Below are 19805 nucleotides of genomic sequence, written 5' to 3'. Positions count from 1 at the left end.
GATTACAGCGCATCGTCGGGCAGCATCAGTGGCGGCTTCGGCAGTACCGGTAACCAAACCGATGCCAACGGCAACCCAATCCAACGGACCGCTGGCGAACAGTCCAGTGACATCGGCAATAACATCGCCAACGGCAACTACGGCAAGGCCAACACCAGCAGCTTCATGCCGGGAATGCCGATGAGCGAAAGCGGCAACGACACCACCTACACCCGCGCCACGTTGACCGAAGGCAACATCAAGATCGGCGGCAAGACCACCACGGCGGCAGCACTCGGCATCAACACCGATGCAACTGCGGCGCATGAGGCGGTGGCCACGTTGCCGGATGTCCGCAAGATATTAGGTGAGCAGCAGGCGATGGCAGCGGCCGCTGGCACGGTCATTGCCACCGGCAAGCAGATAGGCGATGACATTGCCGCATCGGCCGAGAACAAAGCGCGCGCCATCGAAGACCAGTACGAAAACGACCTCAAAACCGACGATGAAAGGAATCGCTTCGCGGCCTTGACGCCTGCCCAGCGGGAAAGCGAACTGCTGCAGAACGTCTCCGACTACCGTGCGGCTTACGAATCGAAACAGCAATGGGGCACCGGCGGCGACTACAGCCGGGCATTGCAGGCGGTCACGACGGTCCTGGTCGGCAGCGTCGCCGGCCAGGGGGCGAGCCAAGTTGCCAGTAATGCACTGGCACCTTATGCCGCCCAACTGGTCGGCAAGACCTTCGACCAGAACCACGGCAGCAACCCGAACGCCGTACTGCAAGGGCTATCGCATGCAGTCCTCGGCGCGGTGCTGGCGCAAGTCAACGGCACATCCATGACCGGTGGCGCACTGGCGGGCGCAGGTGGCGAGCTGGCGGCGCAGTACCTGACCAAGACCCTGTACGGCGACGACCCGCAAGCCTACGGCCCGGATGGCATGTTCGATCCAAGCCGGCTCCCGGAAGCGGACAAGCAGATGATCGTCTCGTTGTCGCAGGCTGTTGGTGCGATTGCGGGTGGGATGACGGGCGGGAGTCTGGCGGATGCTGCGACGACCGCAAATATTGCGAAGAATTCGGTCGAGAACAATTTCCTCGGCAAGGATGATCATGCGCGATTGAAACAACTTCGCCAAAAAGCTGAAACACAGTTTGGACTGAATCCACAGGAATCACTGGAACTCGTCTTGCTTGACGCCGGTGACCAGATGAGTGCCGGTCTTCTGAGGAAGGTACTGGCTGGAGAGACTCTCACTGAGGTCCAGAAAGCTGGTCTCGCTACTTACTACCAGCGCTACATCGATCAGAACGGAAGCTTCGATCTGAGCAATCTGCAAGGTATCGGCCCAGACCAAGTTTACGGTTTCCCGTACGCGGGACTGAGTGTCGATCAGCGCGCATACGCAAGCACGAATTTCACCTTCATGGAGCGCTTGTTCGGCCGCGACAATACAGCGAATGACAAGATCTACGTTGACGCGCTCATCAAGTCAGGGCTTGAAGTCACTCGTACTGAAGATCTGCTCCCATCCTCGATGCAGCTGAGGGGTTTCTTCGCCCTCCATGATTCATTGAGCTCAAGCGCACTTGCAAGCCTAGGCTATCTCGGTGCAGCTGCGGCGGGAATGAGTGAGGAGAATAGGAGGGGTCTTGCAAATACCATTGCAGGAGCAATGCAGATTGTTGGTGCACGCGTAACTCCGAAAACGGGCTTGCTGCCAACCACTGGCACCCTTGGAGTACCGCGAGCGCCAGTGCCTCGTGATGTTGAAGAGGTACCAACAAATGCCTTGATAACTACGCCTAAAAATCCCGTGGCTGGCAACGGCAATGGAGTACCTCCGAACAAGCCAGCCGACGAGTCGGTATCCCCGCCAAGTAGACCGCTGGCACTTCCTTCACCCAATTTCAATGTTCCTAGTGGCTACACGGCTTCTACGAACGCTGATGGCACAGCTACGGTTACTGGGCCGCGTGGCGGTGTATATAACTCAACTGGTCGATATACAGATGATGGAAAGCCAATTTACCGTGACAATAGCGGTGGATATGTCACGCTCGACGGCGGACGGGTTGATGTAAAGGCGCCACCTAACTATGACGCAATTCCACTGCATCACCTGTGCACTGATAAGTGCACTTCTGATGCGAACGGGAAAATAGCTTGGACATTAGAGTATCAGAGATTTTTTGACGGCTCTGGTCTTAATATAAGTCGGGCGACTGAAAATTTGGTGGCCGTTCCAGGGCATAGGGGGCCTCATCCTGAGCAATACCATAAATACGTATACGGAACTCTTAATCGAGCCACGATGGGCTTGACTCCTAATACTCCAGAATACAAGATGGCTGTAACTCAAGCGCTCAATAGGATTAAAGTGGAAGCTGTAACGAGGGGTAGTGAGGTTAATAAGTGGTTGACAGGAGGGTGATATGAGATATTATTTAATGTGGCAGGATGTATCGATAAAAAGCAAGTGGATTCTTGATGATATTGGCTATGTTAATAACTGGAACTTTATTGACCCGCCTGTCAATTTCATGGAGCCAGGCGGCTATTCATCGAAAGTGAGGTTTGACGGGTTTGAAGTTGATTATTCATTAGCTGGATATGCGAGCGTCCCCGTTTTAAGTAAAAAGGCTGTTGATTCGTTAATGGGTTTGCCGGAAATTGACGAGCCATACCGAAATGTTGTCTTTGCGCCAGTGGAAATTGAGCGTAAAATTTTGAGGCAAAATTATTTTGCGATGATAATCGAAACTCAAATTGATTGCGTTGATGAAGTTAATTCTGAATTTTCAGTTTTTGAAAAAAATGATCCGGTACGCCCAGATTTGGCAGGGACATATCGAAACTTCTTTAATCTTGTCATAGATGTGTCCAAGGTGGGCGAAAAGCATATATTTAGGCTAAAAAAATATCTTGGGGCAGTAATCGTTAGTGAGGAAGTGAAGCGGCGATTCGAAGGTGCCGAGGTAACGGGGGTGGCTTTTGATTTATTGAATGGTCCGGAAAAAGTTGTTGCTTGATTAGGTTGTAATATAATGTTGTTTTGCCTCGTTACTGTAGATTATTTGGGTGGTATTAAAGCAAGAGGAGTTGCGGAAAATGCCAATAATAAATTTGTCATAGGGGGTATTAGTTTGAGTATCCGCGACCAATAGTCAGCAACGGTACCGGCCGTCGCTACCTAATCGAGGCGGGTCCGCGCTCAATTACGACAATTGAAGCGTCCTCGTTAACTCGATCCACTTGGAAGTAGAGTTCCATCCCAAGGAGCTCTGTATGAAGAAGTCGAAGTTCACCGAAGAACAGATGGTTCGGATCCTCAAAGAAGTCGAGGCTGGTGCAAGGGTTGGCGAGACTTGCCGCAAGCACGGGATCAGCGAGCCGACCTATTACGTCTGGAAGTCCAAGTACGCCGGCATGGAGGTGTCGCAGTTGCGGCATCTGAAGGATGTGGAAGCCGAGTTGGCCCGGATGAAGCGCATGTATGCCGAGTTGGCATTGGATCACCACGCGCTCAAGGACGTGCTGTCGCGAAAAGGTTGAGCCAGGCTCGTCGACTGGATTTGAGTCTGGCCATGCAAACTACTCACGGCCTCAGTGCCCGTCGAGCTGATCGGGTGCTGCAGCTGTCCCGATCTGCACGGCATTACCGTCCACGCCAGCGCGACGATGGCCCGCTCATCGCCGCAATCGAGGCGCACTTGAAGGACAACCCCGGCCACGGTTTTGGCCTGCTGATGGATTGGGCGTTGCGACCGCAGGGCTGGGGCAAGACCCGCGCCTGGCGGGTCTACACCGCGCTGAAGCTCAACCTTCCACGTCGCGGCAAACGCCGATTACCTGACCGCATCCGCGCGCCGCTGGAGATCCCGCAAGCGGCAAACCACACTTGGTCGGCGGACTTCATGTCCGATGCCTTGTGGTCTGGACGCCGCTTCCGCACCTTCAACATCAACGATGACTTCAATCGCGAATCGATGAAGATCGAAATCGACACCAGCCTGCCCTCGGCACGGGTCATCCGCGCACTGGACGAATTGGTCGAGCTGCGTGGTGCTCCAAGGCGACTGCGCCTGGACAACGGCCCGGAGTTCATCAGCGCTGCGCTCAGGCAGTGGGCACAGCAGCACGGCGTCACCCTGATCCACATCCAGCCCGGCAAACCTACCCAGAACGCCTACATCGAACGTTTCAACCGCACCTTCCGCACCGAAGTGCTGGACCGCTTCGTGTTCACCACGCTCGACGAGGTGCGGCGCATGGCAGAGGACTGGCGTCATCGATACACCCACCAACGGCCACATCGATCACTCGGCGGCTTGCCGCCCATCCGCTTTGCAATGGCACAATCAACAACCACCTCTACTTCTGAGTGACTCGAAGAATCGAGGACGCTTCAGAGTCGGGTTACTCACCGTAACACTCGACAATCCTTGGCCGGATGGAGCGAAGCGCATTCCGTGGCTCTGTGCGCGCGAACGATGCAACGCACTTGCTGATGTCATGCACCAACAGCCTCGGATTGCGCTTGGCTCCATCCGGGCTACAGCCTCAGGGCATCCCAAGCTCCCGCATCATGGTGCCGCAGTGCAACTCGGAAAGTCCTTGAGATAATCTGCGAGCGAAGCCATCCCCACGCTCGTGCGCAGCGCGTCCACATCACCGCTGCCATCAAGCGGCTGCGCCACACGCTTTCCGTCGACGCACGTCACCTGCGTGCCGTAACGCTGCGTGCCGGTCAACTTAAGCATCACCCGATCATGTAGGAAAGCATACTGACGGGGCAGGGCACGACCCTCGTAACTCCGCTGCAGGGCCTGCAGCGCGTCGTACTGCAGCTCAGGGCGATGGTCGCCGTGCTGCACGAGCGCCCACAGTTGCTGCTGCATGTCCTCGCTGATCCTCGGCGGCGCAGGCCAACCTCCGTAGCGGGCAATCTGCTCCTGGGCGTACAGGATATTGCTGTCGTCCAGCAAGCGCAGGTCCGCCTCGAGCGCAAATGCATATAAGGCAAACGTGGGAGTGCCGATCGCTTCCTCACCATGACCCGGTAGCGAATCAAAGGCGTATCTCAACACTTGATCCTGTGCGAATCGACGCCCAAGCTCCTTGGCATCTTTGGTGGCGGAATCCACATCGTCACGGACTTTGTGAACGGCATCGACCGAGGTTGCGACTTGCCGATACGTAGCCACATAAGGCTGCGCCTGCCGCGCGGCAGTAGCAAACGCGTCCAATGAAGCAGCATCAGCTGCCGTGGCCTCGGCGCTGACTACCAGCGCGCATCGATGGTTGCCATAGCATCCGCGCGGCAGCGCCGACGCATCCACGCCACGGTCCGCAAACGCTTTTCGCAGACGTTGTGTCTCCGCCTCGCTTGCCGGACCTCGCGCCCACGCGAGCAGCGAATCCCATCGCGCACGCTCGGCCGCGTCGGCGGAGAACCGAGGAGCAACCCACTGCAGCGATGCAAGATCAACCACCGCATCCGACGGGACCTGCTCCAGCAGCACGGGCGCAGCGGCGGTAGCGCTGACCGGCAAACTGCTGCCGGTCAGCATCACGACCACACCCATGCGAAACAATAACGACGCTCCATCATTCATGTCACAAACCGTAAGGGAGGGCGTACTGCGTCAGGCATCCTCATCGTCAATGATGTTGCTTAAGCTTGCCTCCGCGGCCGCAAGGCGGGTCCGCGATGTGGTGCCACCAGAGACGGCATTGAGCTCTGCATCGGTCAGTTCGCGTGCCAGGTTACGGCTCAGCAGGCGGAAAGACCCGGTCGTACCATGCTGCTTCGATTCTTGCTTGGACATCGGGAGGACGTCCTTGGGTTGAGCGCCATCCATGAAAACCGGAGCCAGACTGCTTTATCACCCCCATCGGAACGGCGTCAAGTGATTTGGTGGCATAAATAGATCCCCATGCGCGTGAGCCCGCGAAAGGCAAGGCACGAACATTAGGGACGGAGGTAATCAAGCGGCGGCCCTGACCGCCAGCATGACCTGAGCAAGGCGCAGCATCAGCGGCAGTGCGCTCAACGGCATCGGCGCACAAGGCGGCCTGAGCGGCCGTACCCGCCAGACCGCAGCAACTGTTGGCAGCCTTGTGGTGAAAGGTCGTGCCAGCGGTAGCGCCGGCAGCATCCGCGTTGCGACAGGCACCAGCGGCAGCACCGGCACGCAAGTCGGCACCAATACGCAGGACGCCACGCTCGCCACATCAAGCGGCATCGTCAAGATGTCGGTCGCACCGATGATCTCCGATGACAGCGGCCTGGTGCGTAGCACCGTCGAGTCAGACGAATGTTCAGACCACCGCTGCCGGTACCGGTGTCACCGCAGGTGCGAACGAAACCCGCACACGTGTTCGACCCCGCCACCATCCCCTTCGCCAACATCGTTGGCGGCGGCCAGACCTCGCTGACGCAGATCGATCTGCCCATCGGCGGGTTGTATCGCTTGTCCAATGGCAACGCCACCGATCGCACTGCCATGGGGCGCGCGGTAGTCGGCCTTGGCGGCATCAACGCTTGGCGCAGCAATGGGCCGGGCCGTCGTGTCAGCCTCCCGTAAACTTGATCCAGCCATGACTAGAGGTCTCCGGGCACACTAGCCACCCAGGAAACTACCGATGCGCAAGAGCAAATTCACCGAGAGCCAGATCGTTACGACGTTGAAGCAGGGTGAGGGAGGAGGACAGGTCAAGGATGTTTGTCGCGAGCTGGGCATTTCCGATGCGACGTACTACGTCTGGAAGTCTAAGTACGGCGGCATGGAAGCTTCCGACGTGCGGCGGCTGCGTGATGTTGAAGCTGAGCATGCCAAGCTCAAGCGGATTTATGCTGATTTGGCGATGGAGAACCATGCGATGAAGGTGATTTAAGTGAAAATTGATGAAATAGCCTATTTTTTTTTCAGATATGCTGAGGAGCAGGGGAAGCCTTACAAGGATCTTCCTATGGGGACTGGTGTCGAGGAATTTGGTGCTCCATACATAGAAATTAATGAATCTGGAGTTATAGCCATTGTTGCAAAGGATCGTGGTAATGAGTGTCTAAGGAAAGAAACGGATTCTCCTGAAGTTCTAGCGAAGTGGATTTATGAAATTTACAACAAATAAATTTATTAAAAAATAAAATGGTGAAATGGAATAAATTAATTAGAGGGTGAGTTATATTTGAAAATATGCTGCGGATAGCCGGCGTCAACTTCAAGGCTACGGCAGTGTGGCAGTCGGCCTCGGCGGTATCAACGCCTGGCGCAGCAGTGGGCCGGGCCGTCGTTACCTGATCGAGACCGACCCGCGCTTCGTCAACTACGACAACCTCATCAGCAGCGATTTCCTGCTGGACAAGCTGGGCGTGGACCCCTAGTGGATCCAGAGCCGTCTGGGCGATGGCTTCTAAAGTCAGTGCCTGATGCTTAACTATATGAACCAGTTATCCAAAATCAACTTCTGGTGAAGTACCTTCTGCATCCCTGAAAATAAATGGCCAAGCGCGACGTCGTTAAATTTAGATTCACTGAGGGGTAATTTTCTTGATAACAAACAAAGAAAAATATGCGTTCAAAAATTTCATGGAAAATTCCAACGGTTGTTGACTTTGAACTGAGGCTTCCATCAATGGTATTCAAAGAAAAAATTGAGCAATTTTGGTTCTTTGAACGATCGTTAATGACTAATTATAACTTGGTAGAGAAGATTGTCGAATTATCTGGCGTTGACGCATTTATAAAATTTTCTTGAATAGACCCCTTAATAGAATTCTTTTTATTAATAGATAAAGATAATATTAGTTATGATGTAATGAAGGCGTATGACACATCTATTGATTTCGGAAAAGGAAGTTTATCTTATCCCTTAGTGCTGTGCGATAGTTCTATGCGCTGGATTGCTGTGGAAGACGAAACAGAAGAATTTGGGGTTCTGGCCCTAAAAGATAATTACTTATTTGCTCATGAAAGTAATTTCCTGGAAAATAATTTTATCAGCCCAAGCGAGATGACGCAGTTGTCTGAAAGCGGGTCTCATGGCAGTAAGGCGGCTAGGGAATTCATGGAAAGCTATACCTTAAAGAATTATACGGCCCATAAGGAAATATATTTAATTAATATTCTGGAGTTTATAAACATTAAATTTATATAAATATTTCAGGACTATTTAATTCAAATGGTGCAACTCCTCATTTAAGACAATCATCGGGTCGAGAGCGAGATGAACAGCTGAATCAGATAAGGCGCTGCGGGGTGAGCTGACTTTCGCCAGCCGAATCTAACGACCAAAATCGCGGCGCCAAAGAGAGACCCCCTGTACGGGCGCTGTTATCCAACGTCGGTGTGGTGGAGAGGAATCTAGCGCAGGCAACTACCTCACCCGAACCGCCAGCCAAGCAGGCGGCATCGTGCTTGCGGCCAGCAAGGGCATCAAGCTACTCGTCACGCAGGAGCAGCATGATGCGGTGGTGGATAAGGAAACGCGCAAGAAGAGCACGTTCTCCAATGAGAAGACAACCACCCACGACGCGTGGCACGATAGTCTTGCGGTGGGTTCACCGCTCAGCGGCAAGTCCGTCAACATGGTGGCCGGCAACGACCTTGCCGTCTTGTTGAGGTACAGGATGGTGGGGGCCTCGGAACGAGTCTTGGATATGGATATCAACGCGTTGTCAAAGCTGCAATAAAGTGATTAACGAAACTGCTGAAGGACCGCTTCTAAAGATTGGCAGCGTTCGTAGTGCTCAGGGAGTTTATGAGATTAATCCCTCGACGGGTCGCAGGGAAATCAGTATTGTTTATGCAATTCTGTTATAAATCTACTAAATGGTGGTTATGTGTTTAGTTTTCCGCAAATTTCAAGATCGCTTAAGACATACTTTAATGCTGAAGATGGTCTTTCTGAAGAGGTCTCTATCGAGATATACCTGCGCGCATCGGCGTCAGGCGCACATAGGGTTTCTCTAGAAGCAGAGCTTGTTGCAGCATTCGGTAACACGCAAGTCTCTTGGAAGGAATTGCTATTAAATGATGATTACGAGGTTTTTTGTGCGTCGTCTGAGGAGGATGCGCGTACATACGCTCATAGAATTTTGTGGGAACCAATTTTTGGAAAATGTAACAGATAAAATTAAGTGCGGGTAACTAGTTTTTGTGGAATTATTAAGTCGGCGAAAGATCAGTATCAGGTGCGTATGTTAAGTTAACCTGATCCCATTTTTGCATAACCCCGTTTTTGGATGAATTCAATAAATGTGATTATTGGTGATGGAGGAGTTTCCGATCATTTTGTTTATTTAAACAACCCAAATTATTTTATGCCATATATATTGGGTGTTTCTTTTATTGGTGGAACGAAATGCGCGGACCCGGATGATTTTGATTGCTATGTGCATAAGGCTCGCGGCAATTTCTGGAAAAGCATTTTTGGTGTCGGTTCATTTGGTGGTGGTGATGCAATACATAATGGATGCATTTAAAATAATATAAAATTACAAAATAAATCGAATGAAAATAAAGTGGATGAATATAATGAAAAGGCCAGGAGGGAGTGATTCAAGTAGGCGCAAATTTTTGCGGGCCATTTGCGCGTCGGCTCCGATACTCCTTATAGGTTGCGGCGTTTTTCAAGGACGTGATGACTTGTATGTAGCTTATTTTTCTCCGGATGCAGGAGTGCTCAATATATGTAAAGATGCTGTTGTTATATCTGCAAGGGATATTGAAAGTGTTGTAAGTTATAGGCGTGCAGGGCTTTTCTGTCCTTCGTACAAAAAAAAATAGCATCCCTATAGACAGTGGCTTAGGAGCTAGTACGGCCTGGGGGCATTATGATGGTGGTGGAACTATTTTTTCCGTTAATTCATTGACGGAAACAAAGCGCGCACTCGAAGATGAGCGTGAGAGGGAGCGATTGGAAAAGCTGTCTGAACGAAGCGTGCCAAGCGAATCTAGTTTTCTAGAGAATTTTCATAGTCACGGGTTGGAGTGGGAAGTTCAAGAGAAAAAGTATTTCTTTGATCGAGGCGATGTTACTGCGAAATCTGATGAGAGATATTTTCTTGCCAATCATGCCGGCCGTGCGTTGAGAAGGTACGAGGTCAAGTATGTTTATCGAAGCCCGGCAGGATGGTGGCTTACCGTTCAGGGGAGTTTTGACGGAAGGATGCTTTCTTACCCAGACGTCCTTGCATCCCGCCTAGCTACATTGCGAGCGATTGCTAAAAGCGTGGATCTTCAGCCAATGGATTTTATGAAGGTTGAGTGTTCTTATCAAGAAAAAGCAAAGCGAGAAATCTGTCGCTATCGCCTTGCGCCTTGATATTGCCTTGATGAGATATCAGTAAACTAATATAATCTTCCATAACGGTCAGTCGAGTTGGTGATTCTGATGGAGATGTCATGCGGGGGGCGGGGGGGCGTCGGCAGTTCGCTATGAAATGAAAACAGGTGAGCAGGTTAGAGGAAGGTCACATTTACAAAAAGCACAGGGCTATACTAGGGCGCGCCAGCGATGTCTCAATGAAAAACCCAATGCTTCTGCAACAGATAGAGATTCAACCATGAATGTGATCGAAGATATGCAGAACGCACTTAACGGAAATTAAAATGGATTGCAATGCTTTTTATAGAGAATTTATTGCAAATATTTTTCCGGAAGATCGCTCTTTTGACCTGGAAGATTGGGGGGGTGATATCCCGTGGACGGTGATATTTTCATCGCTTGGAAAATATTTTGTTAAAGACTTTGCCACATTATCTGAAGAAAAAAGACAAAAAATTTTCCTCTTAATAAAATTAGCAATGGAAAAAGAAGGCGACCTCTCGACTGCTGTCGCGACGGGGCTCTTAGAAGAATTACACAAAGCCTCAACGAAAAAAAATGCGTCGGCCTATGAAATAATTAATCGTCTAGATACAGAATCTTCTCTATACATAATGGCTTGGAAAGAGTGGTCAGAATTGCGATAAATCTGGAATACGTTTTTTGTGATATCGACATCCCCCGCCCTGAGCAGGGCTCGGATTTAAAATTAAGCCAGGCCAGTTAGCGGCCTTGGGCAAGATGAAATGATCATAACTTGCACGAGGCCGCGAAACGACTTGCCTTTAACGGCCTATCAGGTATCTTGCGTTCGCGGAAATAGAAACATGACATACGCATACGTACAGGCCAGCGCCGGTAGCCACAACTCGAACGCACAAAGCACGACCTGGGAACACAACCATTAAATGACATCAGGGGAGGCGAACTTCCAGGGCAGCCTATCAGTGGAATCGGAACGCCGAAAGAAATGCCCGCGACTTCCAATCCAAACCTGGCAGCGGAAATTCTTGCGAAAGAATTCTTTGAGGGAACTAAGCCCGGAGACGTAATAAATATGAAGGGCGGCGCGTGGCGCGCTAAGGCTCCGGATGGAAGTTGGGTTACTTATCGTCCAGCTGGTATAGCAAGCAATACGACGCAGCAAACTACGGCATCTTTGGAGATTGATGGAAAATCCAATAATTTAACTGGCGGTGGCGGAACTAATGTTTTAAAGCTAAAATTCCCGTTGATTGGAAATCTTGGGCCACGTCCTACCCCGTGAGGTTAATATGATCACTGACGAAATAAAAGTGCGGACTGCTTTCGTTTTAAACGTTCTTTCTATGAGCGAAATGCCAGTATGTTTCTTTAGGTTTGATGGGGCCAGGCAAAGTGGCGACAAAATTTTTCTTCACGAGATTTCTGTTTCTATTATATATTTTTGCTTGGTCACGAATTTGATAAAAATAGTGCCGGACGATTGGTTTGAAACTAATGGAATAGGGACGCTGGAGGAATATGCTAAAATGCTTCTTGATATTAATCCGGATGATGACGGGGAAAGGATGGGTATTGACGAGAATGATTATTCCGCAAGGCTGATGGTGTGGATGGATGCTCAAATTGAATGTACAGCTCTAGGTAATGAGCTCGTATATTTTTATTTTCCTAATGGTGTGGACATTAATGATATTAATGTTTCCCGAGATTTTTGGGATCAATTGATCAAAAATTTTCAAGAAGAAAGGTTTAAATATTTTTCTAAGAATTTGAGTTACCTCTGGCAGTGACAAGCCTGTCAAAAATATGTAGCCTTGATTTCGAAGTTCATCCACTGATATGCACTATTTACAGACTGCCGTGATTACCAGTGCACGATCTCGCACAGTCATCTGCAATTTTTTAACCAGTGGCGAAGCCCAATTGCTCCAACCAGTGACTACAAAAGCGCGGCGTGGGCTGTCGACTCCCCGCAATTCAGTACCGCATGAAACTTAGAGGTCCGCGATTGATGTTGATCACGGAACTCGGCGGCATTAGCTCACCCATGCTGTCGTGCGGTATCTGTTCGTTTTAGTCGGGTAGCCAATGCTCGGTCTGCTCGCTCAACTCGTTCGGTGTGCGGAAGATGTGCATGTCCAGCATGCCGTGCCGGTAGCCTCCGTTGAAACTCTCGAACGCAGCATTTGCACCGTCTGGACAGCCGTTATGGCAGCTTAGCGGCTTCTGCGAGTGCGGCATCAGCGCCTCGTTTTTCACTCTGGGATATGCCGTGATGATGTCGAAGAAAGGGCAGTGGTTCGGGCTGATTGGCTGGCTGGCACTGTGCTACGCCGTGGCCGGGCTCGGGGCGATGGCGTCCATCCAGGCGGCCACCTTCTATGCGGAGCTGGCGCGGCCGGCGTGGGCGCCGCCCGGTTGGTTGTTCGGTCCGGTGTGGACGGCGTTGTACGGGATGATGGCCGTGGCGGCCTGGCTGGTCTGGCGACGCGGGGGATGGCGTGCGTGCCGGGGAGCGCTTGGTCTATTTGTTCTGCAGTTGGGCTTGAACGGGCTGTGGAGCTGGTTGTTCTTCGCGTGGCATCAGGGGGCGTGGGCCTTCGCGGACATCGTGGCGCTGTGGCTGTCATTGGCCTGCACGATTGCCGCCTTCGGCAAGCGGCAACGGTTGGCCGGGTGGTTGTTGGTGCCGTATCTGTTGTGGGTCAGCTTTGCAGCGGCATTGAATTACGCGGTGTGGCAGCTCAACCCTGGCGTGCTGTGAGCAAGCTAGCTCAAGGCGCTTTGGCCGAGTTCCAGGCAGGATGAGCTAAGCGCACGAACACAGCCGCGCGCGAAGATTTGCTTGCTGCGACGCCCTCGCCGCGAGTACGTGGGCTGCGCAAGCAACGGTCTTGCCACTGCCTAAAAAGTTTCCATAGCAATCAATCGCTTGCCGAGGGATTGCTTAAAGCACTGTCCAGCAAGGTTTTCTGATCACGCGATCATCGGGGCGCAAGCGCGCATTCACGCAATGCTTGACAGGCCTCGGCCCGGTGATGTCTTTTGCGTACATGCCTAACGCCTGCGCCACCGCTTCGCTTCTCTGTCAGCCGCTACTGCGGCCGGGTGCGGGCGTGGCCGGCATTACCACCACCATTACCACCGTCACCATTCGCCCGGTGCGGCCCGTCGTCTTCGCGTAACTTCCGAAAACAACGGCCCCGCACCCGGATCAGGATGCGGGGGCTTTCCTCCCTCATCTGATGCGGACGGGGCCTCCCTAACGAGGTCTGTCGATGTCATCGCCTGTTGTTTCGCTCGAACCCGCTGCTGTTGCCGCCTCTTCCGCACGCACCGTCGTGCACAAATTCGGCGGCACGTCGGTGGCCGATGCCGAGCGCTATCGGCATGTTGCACGCCTGTTGCTGGCGCGCGAGGAGACCGTGCAGGTCACCGTGGTTTCGGCGATGAAAGGTGTCACCGATGCCTTGATCGAGCTGGCCGAGCTGGCTTCGCAGGACCGACCGGAGTGGCGCGAGCGCTGGCATGACACGCGCGCACGCCATCGCGGTGCGGCGGTGGCCTTGCTCGGCGAACATTCGGGGCCAACGGTGGAATGGCTGGACGAACGCTTCGAGCATCTGGCGCAGATCCTGGGTGCCTTGGCGGTGATCGGCGAGTTGCCGCGCGAGGTGCTCGACCGCGTGCAGGGCCTGGGCGAGGTGTATTCGGCGCAGCTGCTGGGCGATCACTTCCGCGCCATCGGCGAAGACTGCGCGGTACTGGATGCCCGCGATGTGCTGGTGGTCAACCGTGGTGAGCTTGGCGTGGATGTGGACTGGGATGTCAGCGCGCAGCGGCTTGCGATCTGGCGCCAGGCGCATCCGCAGACGCGGGTTGTGGTGACCGGATTTGTGGCGCGCGACCGCGCCGACCGGATCACCACGCTTGGGCGCAACGGCAGCGATTATTCCGGCGCGATCTTCGCGGCCTTGTTCGATGCCGAGGAGCTGCATATCTGGACCGATGTGGATGGCGTGCTGTCGGCCGATCCGCGCGTGGTGCCCGAAGCAGTGCAGCTGGAAACCTTGAGCTACGACGAGGCCTGCGAGCTGGCCTATTTCGGTGCGAAGGTGGTGCACCCGCAGACCATGTCGCCGGCGATCGAGCGCGGCCTGCCGATCATCATCCGCAACACCTTCCAGCCGGAACATCCGGGCACGCGCATCACCGCCAGCAGCGCGGTGAGCGGGCCGATCAAGGGGTTGACGCTTAGCCCCGACCTGGCCGTGCTGAATCTGGAAGGCACCGGCTTGATCGGCGTGCCAGGCACTGCCGAGCGCGTGTTCGCGGCGCTGCGGACGGCGCAGGTGTCGGTGGTGATGATCTCGCAGGGCTCGTCCGAGCATTCGATCTGCTGCGTGGTCAAACAACACGAATCCGAGCGTGCACGCAATGCGTTGTTGCAGGCGTTTGCGCACGAACTCACGGTCGGCCAGGTGCAGCGTGTGCAGTTGACCACCGGCATCAGCGTGTTGGCGGCGGTGGGCGATGGCATGGCCGGCCAGCCGGGTGTTGCTGCGCGCTTGTTCGAATCGCTGGGGCGCGCACAGGTCAATATTCTGGCCATCGCGCAGGGTTCGTCGGAGCGCAATATCTCGGTGGCCATCGATGCGGCGCACGCGACCAAGGCCTTGCGCGCGGCGCATGCCGGCTTCTGGCTGTCGCCGCAGACGTTCTCGGTGGGCGTGATCGGGCCGGGCAATGTGGGCGCGGCGTTGCTGGATCAGTTGCGCATCGCGCAGCCGCAATTGCTGGGCAAGGCCAATATCGACCTGCGCTTGCGCGCGGTGGTGTCGCGTGGCCGCATGTTGCTCGACGAGCGCGGTCTGGTGGGCAACTGGCGGGATGCCTTCGCGTCCGCAGCCACCGCGACTGATCTGGAGCGCTTCACCACGCATCTGCTGTCCGCGCATCTGCCGCATACGGTGATCATCGATTGCAGCGGCAGTGCCGAAGTGGCCGACCGCTATGCGGGTTGGTTGGCGGCCGGTATCCACGTGGTGACGCCGAACAAGCAAGCCGGCTCCGGCCCATTGGCGCGCTACGAGGCGATCCGTGCGGCAGCCGATGCCAGTGGCGCGCGCTTCCGTTACGAGGCCACCGTGGGCGCAGGCCTGCCGGTGATCACCACGTTGCGCGATCTGGTCGATACCGGCGATGCGGTGACCTCGATCGAAGGCATCTTCTCCGGCACGTTGGCGTGGCTGTTCAACAAATACGACGGCAGCGTAGCGTTCTCCGAACTGGTCACTCAGGCGCGGGGCATGGGCTATACCGAGCCGGACCCGCGCGACGATCTGTCGGGCGTGGATGTGGCCCGCAAGCTGGTGATTTTGGCGCGCGAAGCGGGGCGCGCGATCAGCCTGGAAGACGTCAACGTGGAAAGCCTGGTGCCCGAAACCTTGCGCCAGGCCAGTGTGGATGACTTCATGGCGCATCTGCAGGACGTGGACGCGGGATTTGCGCAACGGCTGGCCGATGCGCGTGCACGCGGCAATGTGTTGCGCTATGTCGCGCAGCTGCCGCCCGATCGCGCGCCCAGCGTGGGCCTGGTGGAATTGCCGGCCGATCATGCGTTCGCCAATCTGCGTCTCACCGACAACGTGGTGCAGTTCACCACGCGGCGTTACTGCGAAAACCCGTTGGTGGTGCAGGGCCCGGGCGCCGGACCGGAAGTTACCGCGGCCGGTGTATTCGCCGATCTGCTGCGCGTGGCGGCGGGCGAGGGGGCGCGGTTGTGAATCAGGCGGTGAGCGGTCAATCCGCAGTCGCGCATGCGCAAGCAAGCGGTGTGTCGTTCGGCATGGGCGCTCTGCACCAAGCGCGCGCCTTCGCCCCGGCATCGGTTGCCAATGTTGCCGTGGGCTTCGACCTGTTGGGGTATCCGGTCGATGGCGTGGGCGATACGGTAACGGTGCGTCGCATCGATACGCCGGTGGTACGCATCGCCGCCATTCGCGGCACTACCGTCGCGTTACCGCTGGATGCCGAACGCAATACCGCCGGCGCCGCCTTGATGTCGCTGCGCGCCGCATTGGAGCTGCCTTACGGCTTTGAAGTGGAGATCGACAAGGGCATTGCGCTGAGCTCGGGGATGGGCGGCTCGGCAGCCTCGTGCGTGGCCGCGTTGGTGGCGGCAAATGCGCTGCTGGACACGCCGTTGAGCACGACGCAGTTGTATCAGCATGCGCTCGATGGCGAAGCCGTCGCCAGCGGTAGCCGGCATGGCGACAATCTGGGGCCGCTGTTTTTAGGGGGCTTGGTGTTGTGCACGCTGGAGCGGCTGGTGCCGATCGCGGTGCCAGCGGCGTGGCATAGCCTGTTGGTGCACCCGGACGCGGTGCTGGAAACCCGTCGTGCGCGCGAGGCTCTGGCCGGCGATTATCAATTGCGCGAATTTGTCGCGCAGAGCACCAATCTTGCGTTGGTGCTGGCGGGTTGCCATGCCGGCGATGCCGGGTTGGTGCGTGCCGGCTTGCGCGATGTGCTGGTCGAGCCACGCCGTGCGCCATTGATCTCCGGCTTTGCCGCCGCCAAGCAGGCTGCGCTGGGGCATGACGCAATGGGCGCGAGCATTTCCGGTGCCGGCCCCAGCGTGTTTGCCTGGTTCGAAACGCGCGCCGCCGCGCAAGCCGCGGCGCCTGCGGTGCAGGCTGCCTTCGCCGCTGCCGGGTTCGATAGTCAGTCCTGGGTGTCGCCGATCGCCAGCCCGGCCGCACGGCTGATCGAATGAGCCGGCATCTGCATGTCCCGGCTCGGCAGGATGCAGCGTGTGGCGTGTGGAGCACGCAACACGCTGCAAGCAGCTCATTCCACCACGACCTCGCTGATCTGCATCACCGGGCTGAGGTCGGTGTAGTTGGCGATGTCACCCAGGATCTCCGTCGCGTGCGGGCCGAAGCTGCCGTTGAAGGCTTCCACCGAGTCGCAAAAGATATGGCACATGCCGATGAAGGCCGGCGTGCTGCCGGGCTCGCCGCCACTGAGTCCCTTGTCCACCGTGTAACGCAGGCAGGCCGCACCCATGCGCGCGGCCACCAGCGGCATGTGCTGATCGCGGTAATAGGTGTGGTCGAAACGGGCGCCTTCGCGGTAGGGGTACATCACACTGACCTTGATCATCTGCCGACTCCACGGAAAGGTGCGCGCAGCATAGCGCCGTGCCGGCGCGCGCAGGCGACCATTCGGCGGAACGCAGCAACCGCGCCAGCCATGCCCATTGCCTCGATCATTTCATTGCCGGGTTACACCCGGTCCTGTTTTTGCCTGGAGTCACGCTGATGTTCATCTCCACCCGTGGCGGCGCACCCGCCGCAAGCCTGAGCCAGGCGATTGCCGCCGGCCTGGCCCCCGATGGCGGACTGTATGTGCCGCAGACCTTGCCGCCGGCGCGCACGCTGGCCGCCGGTGCCGACCTGGCCGCGACAGCCACCACCTTGCTGCAGCCGTTTTTTGAAGGCGATGCGTTGGCGCCCGAGTTGCCCGCCATCTGCGCCGAGGCGTTCGATTTCCCGGCGCCGCTGGTGGCGCTGGCCACGCCCGGCGATTACGCGCTGGAGCTGTTTCATGGCCCGACCGCTGCATTCAAGGATTTCGGTGCGCGCTTCCTGGCTGCCTGCCTGACCCGTCTGCGTCGTGCCGAAGACCGCCCGCTCACCATCCTGGTGGCCACGTCCGGCGATACCGGCGCTGCGGTGGCGGCGGCATTCCATCGTCAGCCGGGCTTGCGCGTGGTGGTGCTGTATCCGGACGGGCGGGTGTCGCCGCGTCAGGCGCATCAGCTGGGCTGCTTTGGCGACAACATCCAGGCACTGCGGGTGGCCGGCTCGTTCGACGATTGCCAGGCGATGGTCAAACAGGCCTTGAGCGACACAGCGCTGCAGACGCAGGTGCCGCTGAGCTCGGCCAACAGCATCAGCCTGGGCCGCTTGCTGCCGCAGATGAGCTACTACGCGCATGCCGCCCTGCAGCACCAGGCGACGGCGGGCAGTGTGCTGAATCTGGTGGTGCCCACCGGCAATCTGGGCAACGGGCTGGCCGCGATCCTGGCGCGTGCGCTCGGGGTGCCGTTGGGCAAGATCGCGCTGGCGTCCAACGCCAACCACGTGTTGCCGGATTACTTTGCTGGCGACGACTACGCCCCGCAGCCCAGCGTGGCGACCCTGGCCAATGCGATGGACGTGGGGGCACCAAGCAATTTCGAGCGGCTGCGCTGGCTGTACCAAGGTGACGATGCGGCGTTGCGCGAGGCTTTCCGCGCCCTGTCGGTAGACGATACGGCCATCAGCCACACCATCCAGCAGCGCTATGCGCGCTACGGCGAAGTGCATTGCCCGCACACCGCCACCGCAGTGCATGTGCTGGAGCAACTGCGTGCCGAAGGTGCCGAGGGCGTCACCGGCGACTGGGCCGTGGCTGCCACCGCGCACCCGGCCAAGTTCGAAGGGGTGGTGGAGCCGTTGATCGGCCGCGCGGTCGATGTTCCGCCGGCATTGGCGGCGCTGCTGCAACGTCCCGCACACGCCGAAGCGCTGGCGCCGGATTACGCCGTGTTCCGGCAGCGCCTGCTTGCGGATGCGGCCTGAGCCAAACGCGTTCAGCCAGCCGGGGTTGGAAACTGCCGCGCATGGGGCTATCTCTATCCGGGTGCGGCCCCGGCGTGGCGCCGCGTTCGATGTGGGTTGCTGCATGTCTTATCGAGTGATTGTCGTTGCCGCCGCGTTGTGCGGATGGGCAGCGGCGGGGACGGCCGTAGCGGCCGATACCATGGCTGCGTCCCCGGTTTCGCCGTTGGGCGCGCCGCGTGCGGGGCTGATCGATGCCTTGGCGCGTCAGGCGCCGTCGTTGGACCGCCAGGTTCTGGCACTGGCCACCGAAGCGTTGCAATGCGCGCGTCAACGCCAGCAGGTGGGCGATGAGCGTGTGCTCAGCGTCATCGACTACAGCCGGCCGTCGACTGAGCGCCGGCTGTGGGTGTTCGATCTGGCGCGGCAGCGGTTGTTGTTCCAGGAATGGGTGGCGCACGGGCGCAATACCGGCGAGAACCTGGCCGCGAAGTTCTCCAACGCCGATGGCAGCTTCCAGTCCAGCCTGGGGGCGTTTACCGCGCAGGAGTCCTACACCGGCCACAACGGCTATTCGTTAAGGCTCAAAGGGCTGGAGCCGGGTTTCAACGATCACGCGCGCGACCGCGCCATCGTGATCCACGGTGCGCCCTACGTCAGCGAGGCCATCATCCGCAGCCAGGGGCGGCTGGGCCGCAGCCTTGGCTGCCCGGCAGTGCGGCCGGCAGTGGCCAGGCAGCTGATCGACACCTTGCGCGAGGGCGCGTTCGTGTTCGCCTATTACCCGGATCGTGCCTGGCTGCGGCAGTCGCAACTGCTGAGTAGCGGCTGCGGTGCATCGGTGGCGAGTGCGGGTGGGCGTTGAAGTCTCGTGCGCTGCGTGCTGATTCGAGAA

General features: G+C 56.7%; 19 protein-coding genes and 4 pseudogenes. 19 read left to right on the top strand and 4 right to left on the bottom strand.

Annotated elements, in window-relative coordinates; genetic code table 11:
- From ABQZ00_RS10775 to ABQZ00_RS10765, 3 genes are all read left to right on the top strand, one after another.
- Nucleotides 1-2415 (top strand): VENN motif pre-toxin domain-containing protein (locus tag ABQZ00_RS10775; RefSeq protein ID WP_323539255.1); only part of this gene is annotated, 2415 nt, incomplete at its 5' end.
- A gap of 1 nt (nucleotide 2416) precedes the next feature.
- A complete protein-coding gene (locus ABQZ00_RS10770) occupies nucleotides 2417-3013 on the top strand; it encodes an imm11 family protein (RefSeq protein WP_323539256.1) in 597 nt (198 codons plus the stop codon).
- A 256-nt stretch (nucleotides 3014-3269) separates the two neighbouring features.
- Nucleotides 3270-4369 (top strand): IS3 family transposase gene (locus ABQZ00_RS10765; RefSeq protein ID WP_323539257.1). Its coding sequence is split into 2 segments (ribosomal slippage): nucleotides 3270-3531 and nucleotides 3531-4369, totalling 1101 coding nucleotides; the frame shifts between segments, so codons are not numbered across the junction.
- 198 nt (nucleotides 4370-4567) lie between these two features.
- On the opposite strand, the gene ABQZ00_RS10760 is transcribed toward ABQZ00_RS10765, so the two are convergent.
- Both ABQZ00_RS10760 and ABQZ00_RS10755 read right to left on the bottom strand, forming a co-directional pair.
- On the bottom strand, nucleotides 4568-5599 hold the full coding sequence (locus ABQZ00_RS10760) for a DUF6624 domain-containing protein (RefSeq protein WP_323539258.1): 1032 nt from the start codon (nucleotides 5597-5599) through the stop codon (nucleotides 4568-4570).
- Nucleotides 5600-5629: 30 nt separating this feature from the next.
- Complete coding sequence (locus tag ABQZ00_RS10755) at nucleotides 5630-5812, bottom strand: bacteriocin (protein ID WP_323539259.1); 183 nt, start codon at nucleotides 5810-5812, stop codon at nucleotides 5630-5632.
- 199 nt (nucleotides 5813-6011) lie between these two features.
- Between ABQZ00_RS10755 and ABQZ00_RS10750 the strand changes: the two are divergent.
- From ABQZ00_RS10750 to ABQZ00_RS10700, 11 genes and pseudogenes are all read left to right on the top strand, one after another.
- Nucleotides 6012-6556: pseudogene (locus tag ABQZ00_RS10750) on the top strand (hypothetical protein); the annotation flags it as partial.
- Nucleotides 6557-6629: 73 nt separating this feature from the next.
- Nucleotides 6630-6872: pseudogene (locus ABQZ00_RS10745) on the top strand (transposase); the annotation flags it as partial.
- 9 nt (nucleotides 6873-6881) lie between these two features.
- A complete protein-coding gene (locus ABQZ00_RS10740; protein WP_323539260.1) occupies nucleotides 6882-7118 on the top strand; it encodes a hypothetical protein in 237 nt (78 codons plus the stop codon).
- 100 nt (nucleotides 7119-7218) lie between these two features.
- Nucleotides 7219-7368, top strand: a pseudogene (locus ABQZ00_RS10735) (S-layer family protein); the annotation flags it as partial.
- 437 nt (nucleotides 7369-7805) lie between these two features.
- Entirely contained in the window at nucleotides 7806-8144 is a 339-nt protein-coding gene (locus ABQZ00_RS10730) for a hypothetical protein (RefSeq protein ID WP_323539262.1), read from the top strand.
- 256 nt (nucleotides 8145-8400) lie between these two features.
- On the top strand, nucleotides 8401-8679 hold the full coding sequence (locus ABQZ00_RS10725) for a hypothetical protein (RefSeq protein ID WP_323539263.1): 279 nt from the start codon (nucleotides 8401-8403) through the stop codon (nucleotides 8677-8679).
- Nucleotides 8680-9231: 552 nt separating this feature from the next.
- Nucleotides 9232-9471 (top strand): hypothetical protein, encoded by a 240-nt coding sequence (locus ABQZ00_RS10720; protein ID WP_323539264.1) that lies wholly within the window; start codon nucleotides 9232-9234, stop codon nucleotides 9469-9471.
- A gap of 266 nt (nucleotides 9472-9737) precedes the next feature.
- The gene (locus ABQZ00_RS10715; RefSeq protein ID WP_323539265.1) at nucleotides 9738-10313 is read left to right on the top strand and encodes a hypothetical protein; all 576 of its coding nucleotides are present in this window, start codon (nucleotides 9738-9740) and stop codon (nucleotides 10311-10313) included.
- A gap of 287 nt (nucleotides 10314-10600) precedes the next feature.
- A complete protein-coding gene (locus tag ABQZ00_RS10710; protein WP_323539266.1) occupies nucleotides 10601-10963 on the top strand; it encodes a hypothetical protein in 363 nt (120 codons plus the stop codon).
- Nucleotides 10964-11286: 323 nt separating this feature from the next.
- Nucleotides 11287-11583 carry a hypothetical protein gene (locus ABQZ00_RS10705; RefSeq protein ID WP_323539267.1) on the top strand — a complete coding sequence of 99 codons (297 nt, stop codon included), beginning with the start codon at nucleotides 11287-11289 and terminating at the stop codon, nucleotides 11581-11583.
- A 7-nt stretch (nucleotides 11584-11590) separates the two neighbouring features.
- Nucleotides 11591-12091: a hypothetical protein gene (locus ABQZ00_RS10700; RefSeq protein WP_323539268.1), complete on the top strand. Its 501-nt coding sequence runs from the start codon at nucleotides 11591-11593 to the stop codon at nucleotides 12089-12091.
- A gap of 149 nt (nucleotides 12092-12240) precedes the next feature.
- Here the strand turns inward: ABQZ00_RS10700 and ABQZ00_RS10695 are convergent.
- A pseudogene (locus tag ABQZ00_RS10695) lies at nucleotides 12241-12488 on the bottom strand (integrase core domain-containing protein); the annotation flags it as partial.
- A gap of 91 nt (nucleotides 12489-12579) precedes the next feature.
- Here ABQZ00_RS10695 and ABQZ00_RS10690 point away from each other — a divergent pair.
- From ABQZ00_RS10690 to ABQZ00_RS10680, 3 genes are all read left to right on the top strand, one after another.
- Nucleotides 12580-13065, top strand: coding sequence for a TspO/MBR family protein (locus ABQZ00_RS10690; protein WP_323539331.1), 486 nt, complete (start codon nucleotides 12580-12582; stop codon nucleotides 13063-13065).
- Between the two features lie 514 nt (nucleotides 13066-13579).
- Nucleotides 13580-16087: a bifunctional aspartate kinase/homoserine dehydrogenase I gene (thrA, locus tag ABQZ00_RS10685; protein ID WP_323539269.1), complete on the top strand. Its 2508-nt coding sequence runs from the start codon at nucleotides 13580-13582 to the stop codon at nucleotides 16085-16087.
- Nucleotides 16084-17079 carry a homoserine kinase gene (locus tag ABQZ00_RS10680; protein WP_503064259.1) on the top strand — a complete coding sequence of 332 codons (996 nt, stop codon included), beginning with the start codon at nucleotides 16084-16086 and terminating at the stop codon, nucleotides 17077-17079. Before thrA ends, ABQZ00_RS10680 begins: the two co-directional genes overlap by 4 nt.
- Nucleotides 17080-17153: 74 nt before the next feature.
- Here the strand turns inward: ABQZ00_RS10680 and ABQZ00_RS10675 are convergent, their stop codons facing one another.
- Nucleotides 17154-17468, bottom strand: coding sequence for an EthD family reductase (locus ABQZ00_RS10675; RefSeq protein WP_055846374.1), 315 nt, complete (start codon nucleotides 17466-17468; stop codon nucleotides 17154-17156).
- A gap of 158 nt (nucleotides 17469-17626) precedes the next feature.
- On the opposite strand from ABQZ00_RS10675, the gene thrC reads away from it, so the two are divergent.
- Nucleotides 17627-18931 (top strand): threonine synthase, encoded by a 1305-nt coding sequence (thrC, locus tag ABQZ00_RS10670; RefSeq protein WP_323539270.1) that lies wholly within the window; start codon nucleotides 17627-17629, stop codon nucleotides 18929-18931.
- 103 nt (nucleotides 18932-19034) lie between these two features.
- Nucleotides 19035-19775, top strand: coding sequence for a murein L,D-transpeptidase catalytic domain family protein (locus tag ABQZ00_RS10665; RefSeq protein ID WP_323539271.1), 741 nt, complete (start codon nucleotides 19035-19037; stop codon nucleotides 19773-19775).
- Nucleotides 19776-19805 lie beyond the last annotated feature (30 nt).

The sequence above is a fragment of the Xanthomonas sp. WHRI 10204 genome (assembly GCF_040202875.1).
Lineage (GTDB): Bacteria > Pseudomonadota > Gammaproteobacteria > Xanthomonadales > Xanthomonadaceae > Xanthomonas.
This window is presented reverse-complemented; position numbering and strand designations above follow the sequence as displayed.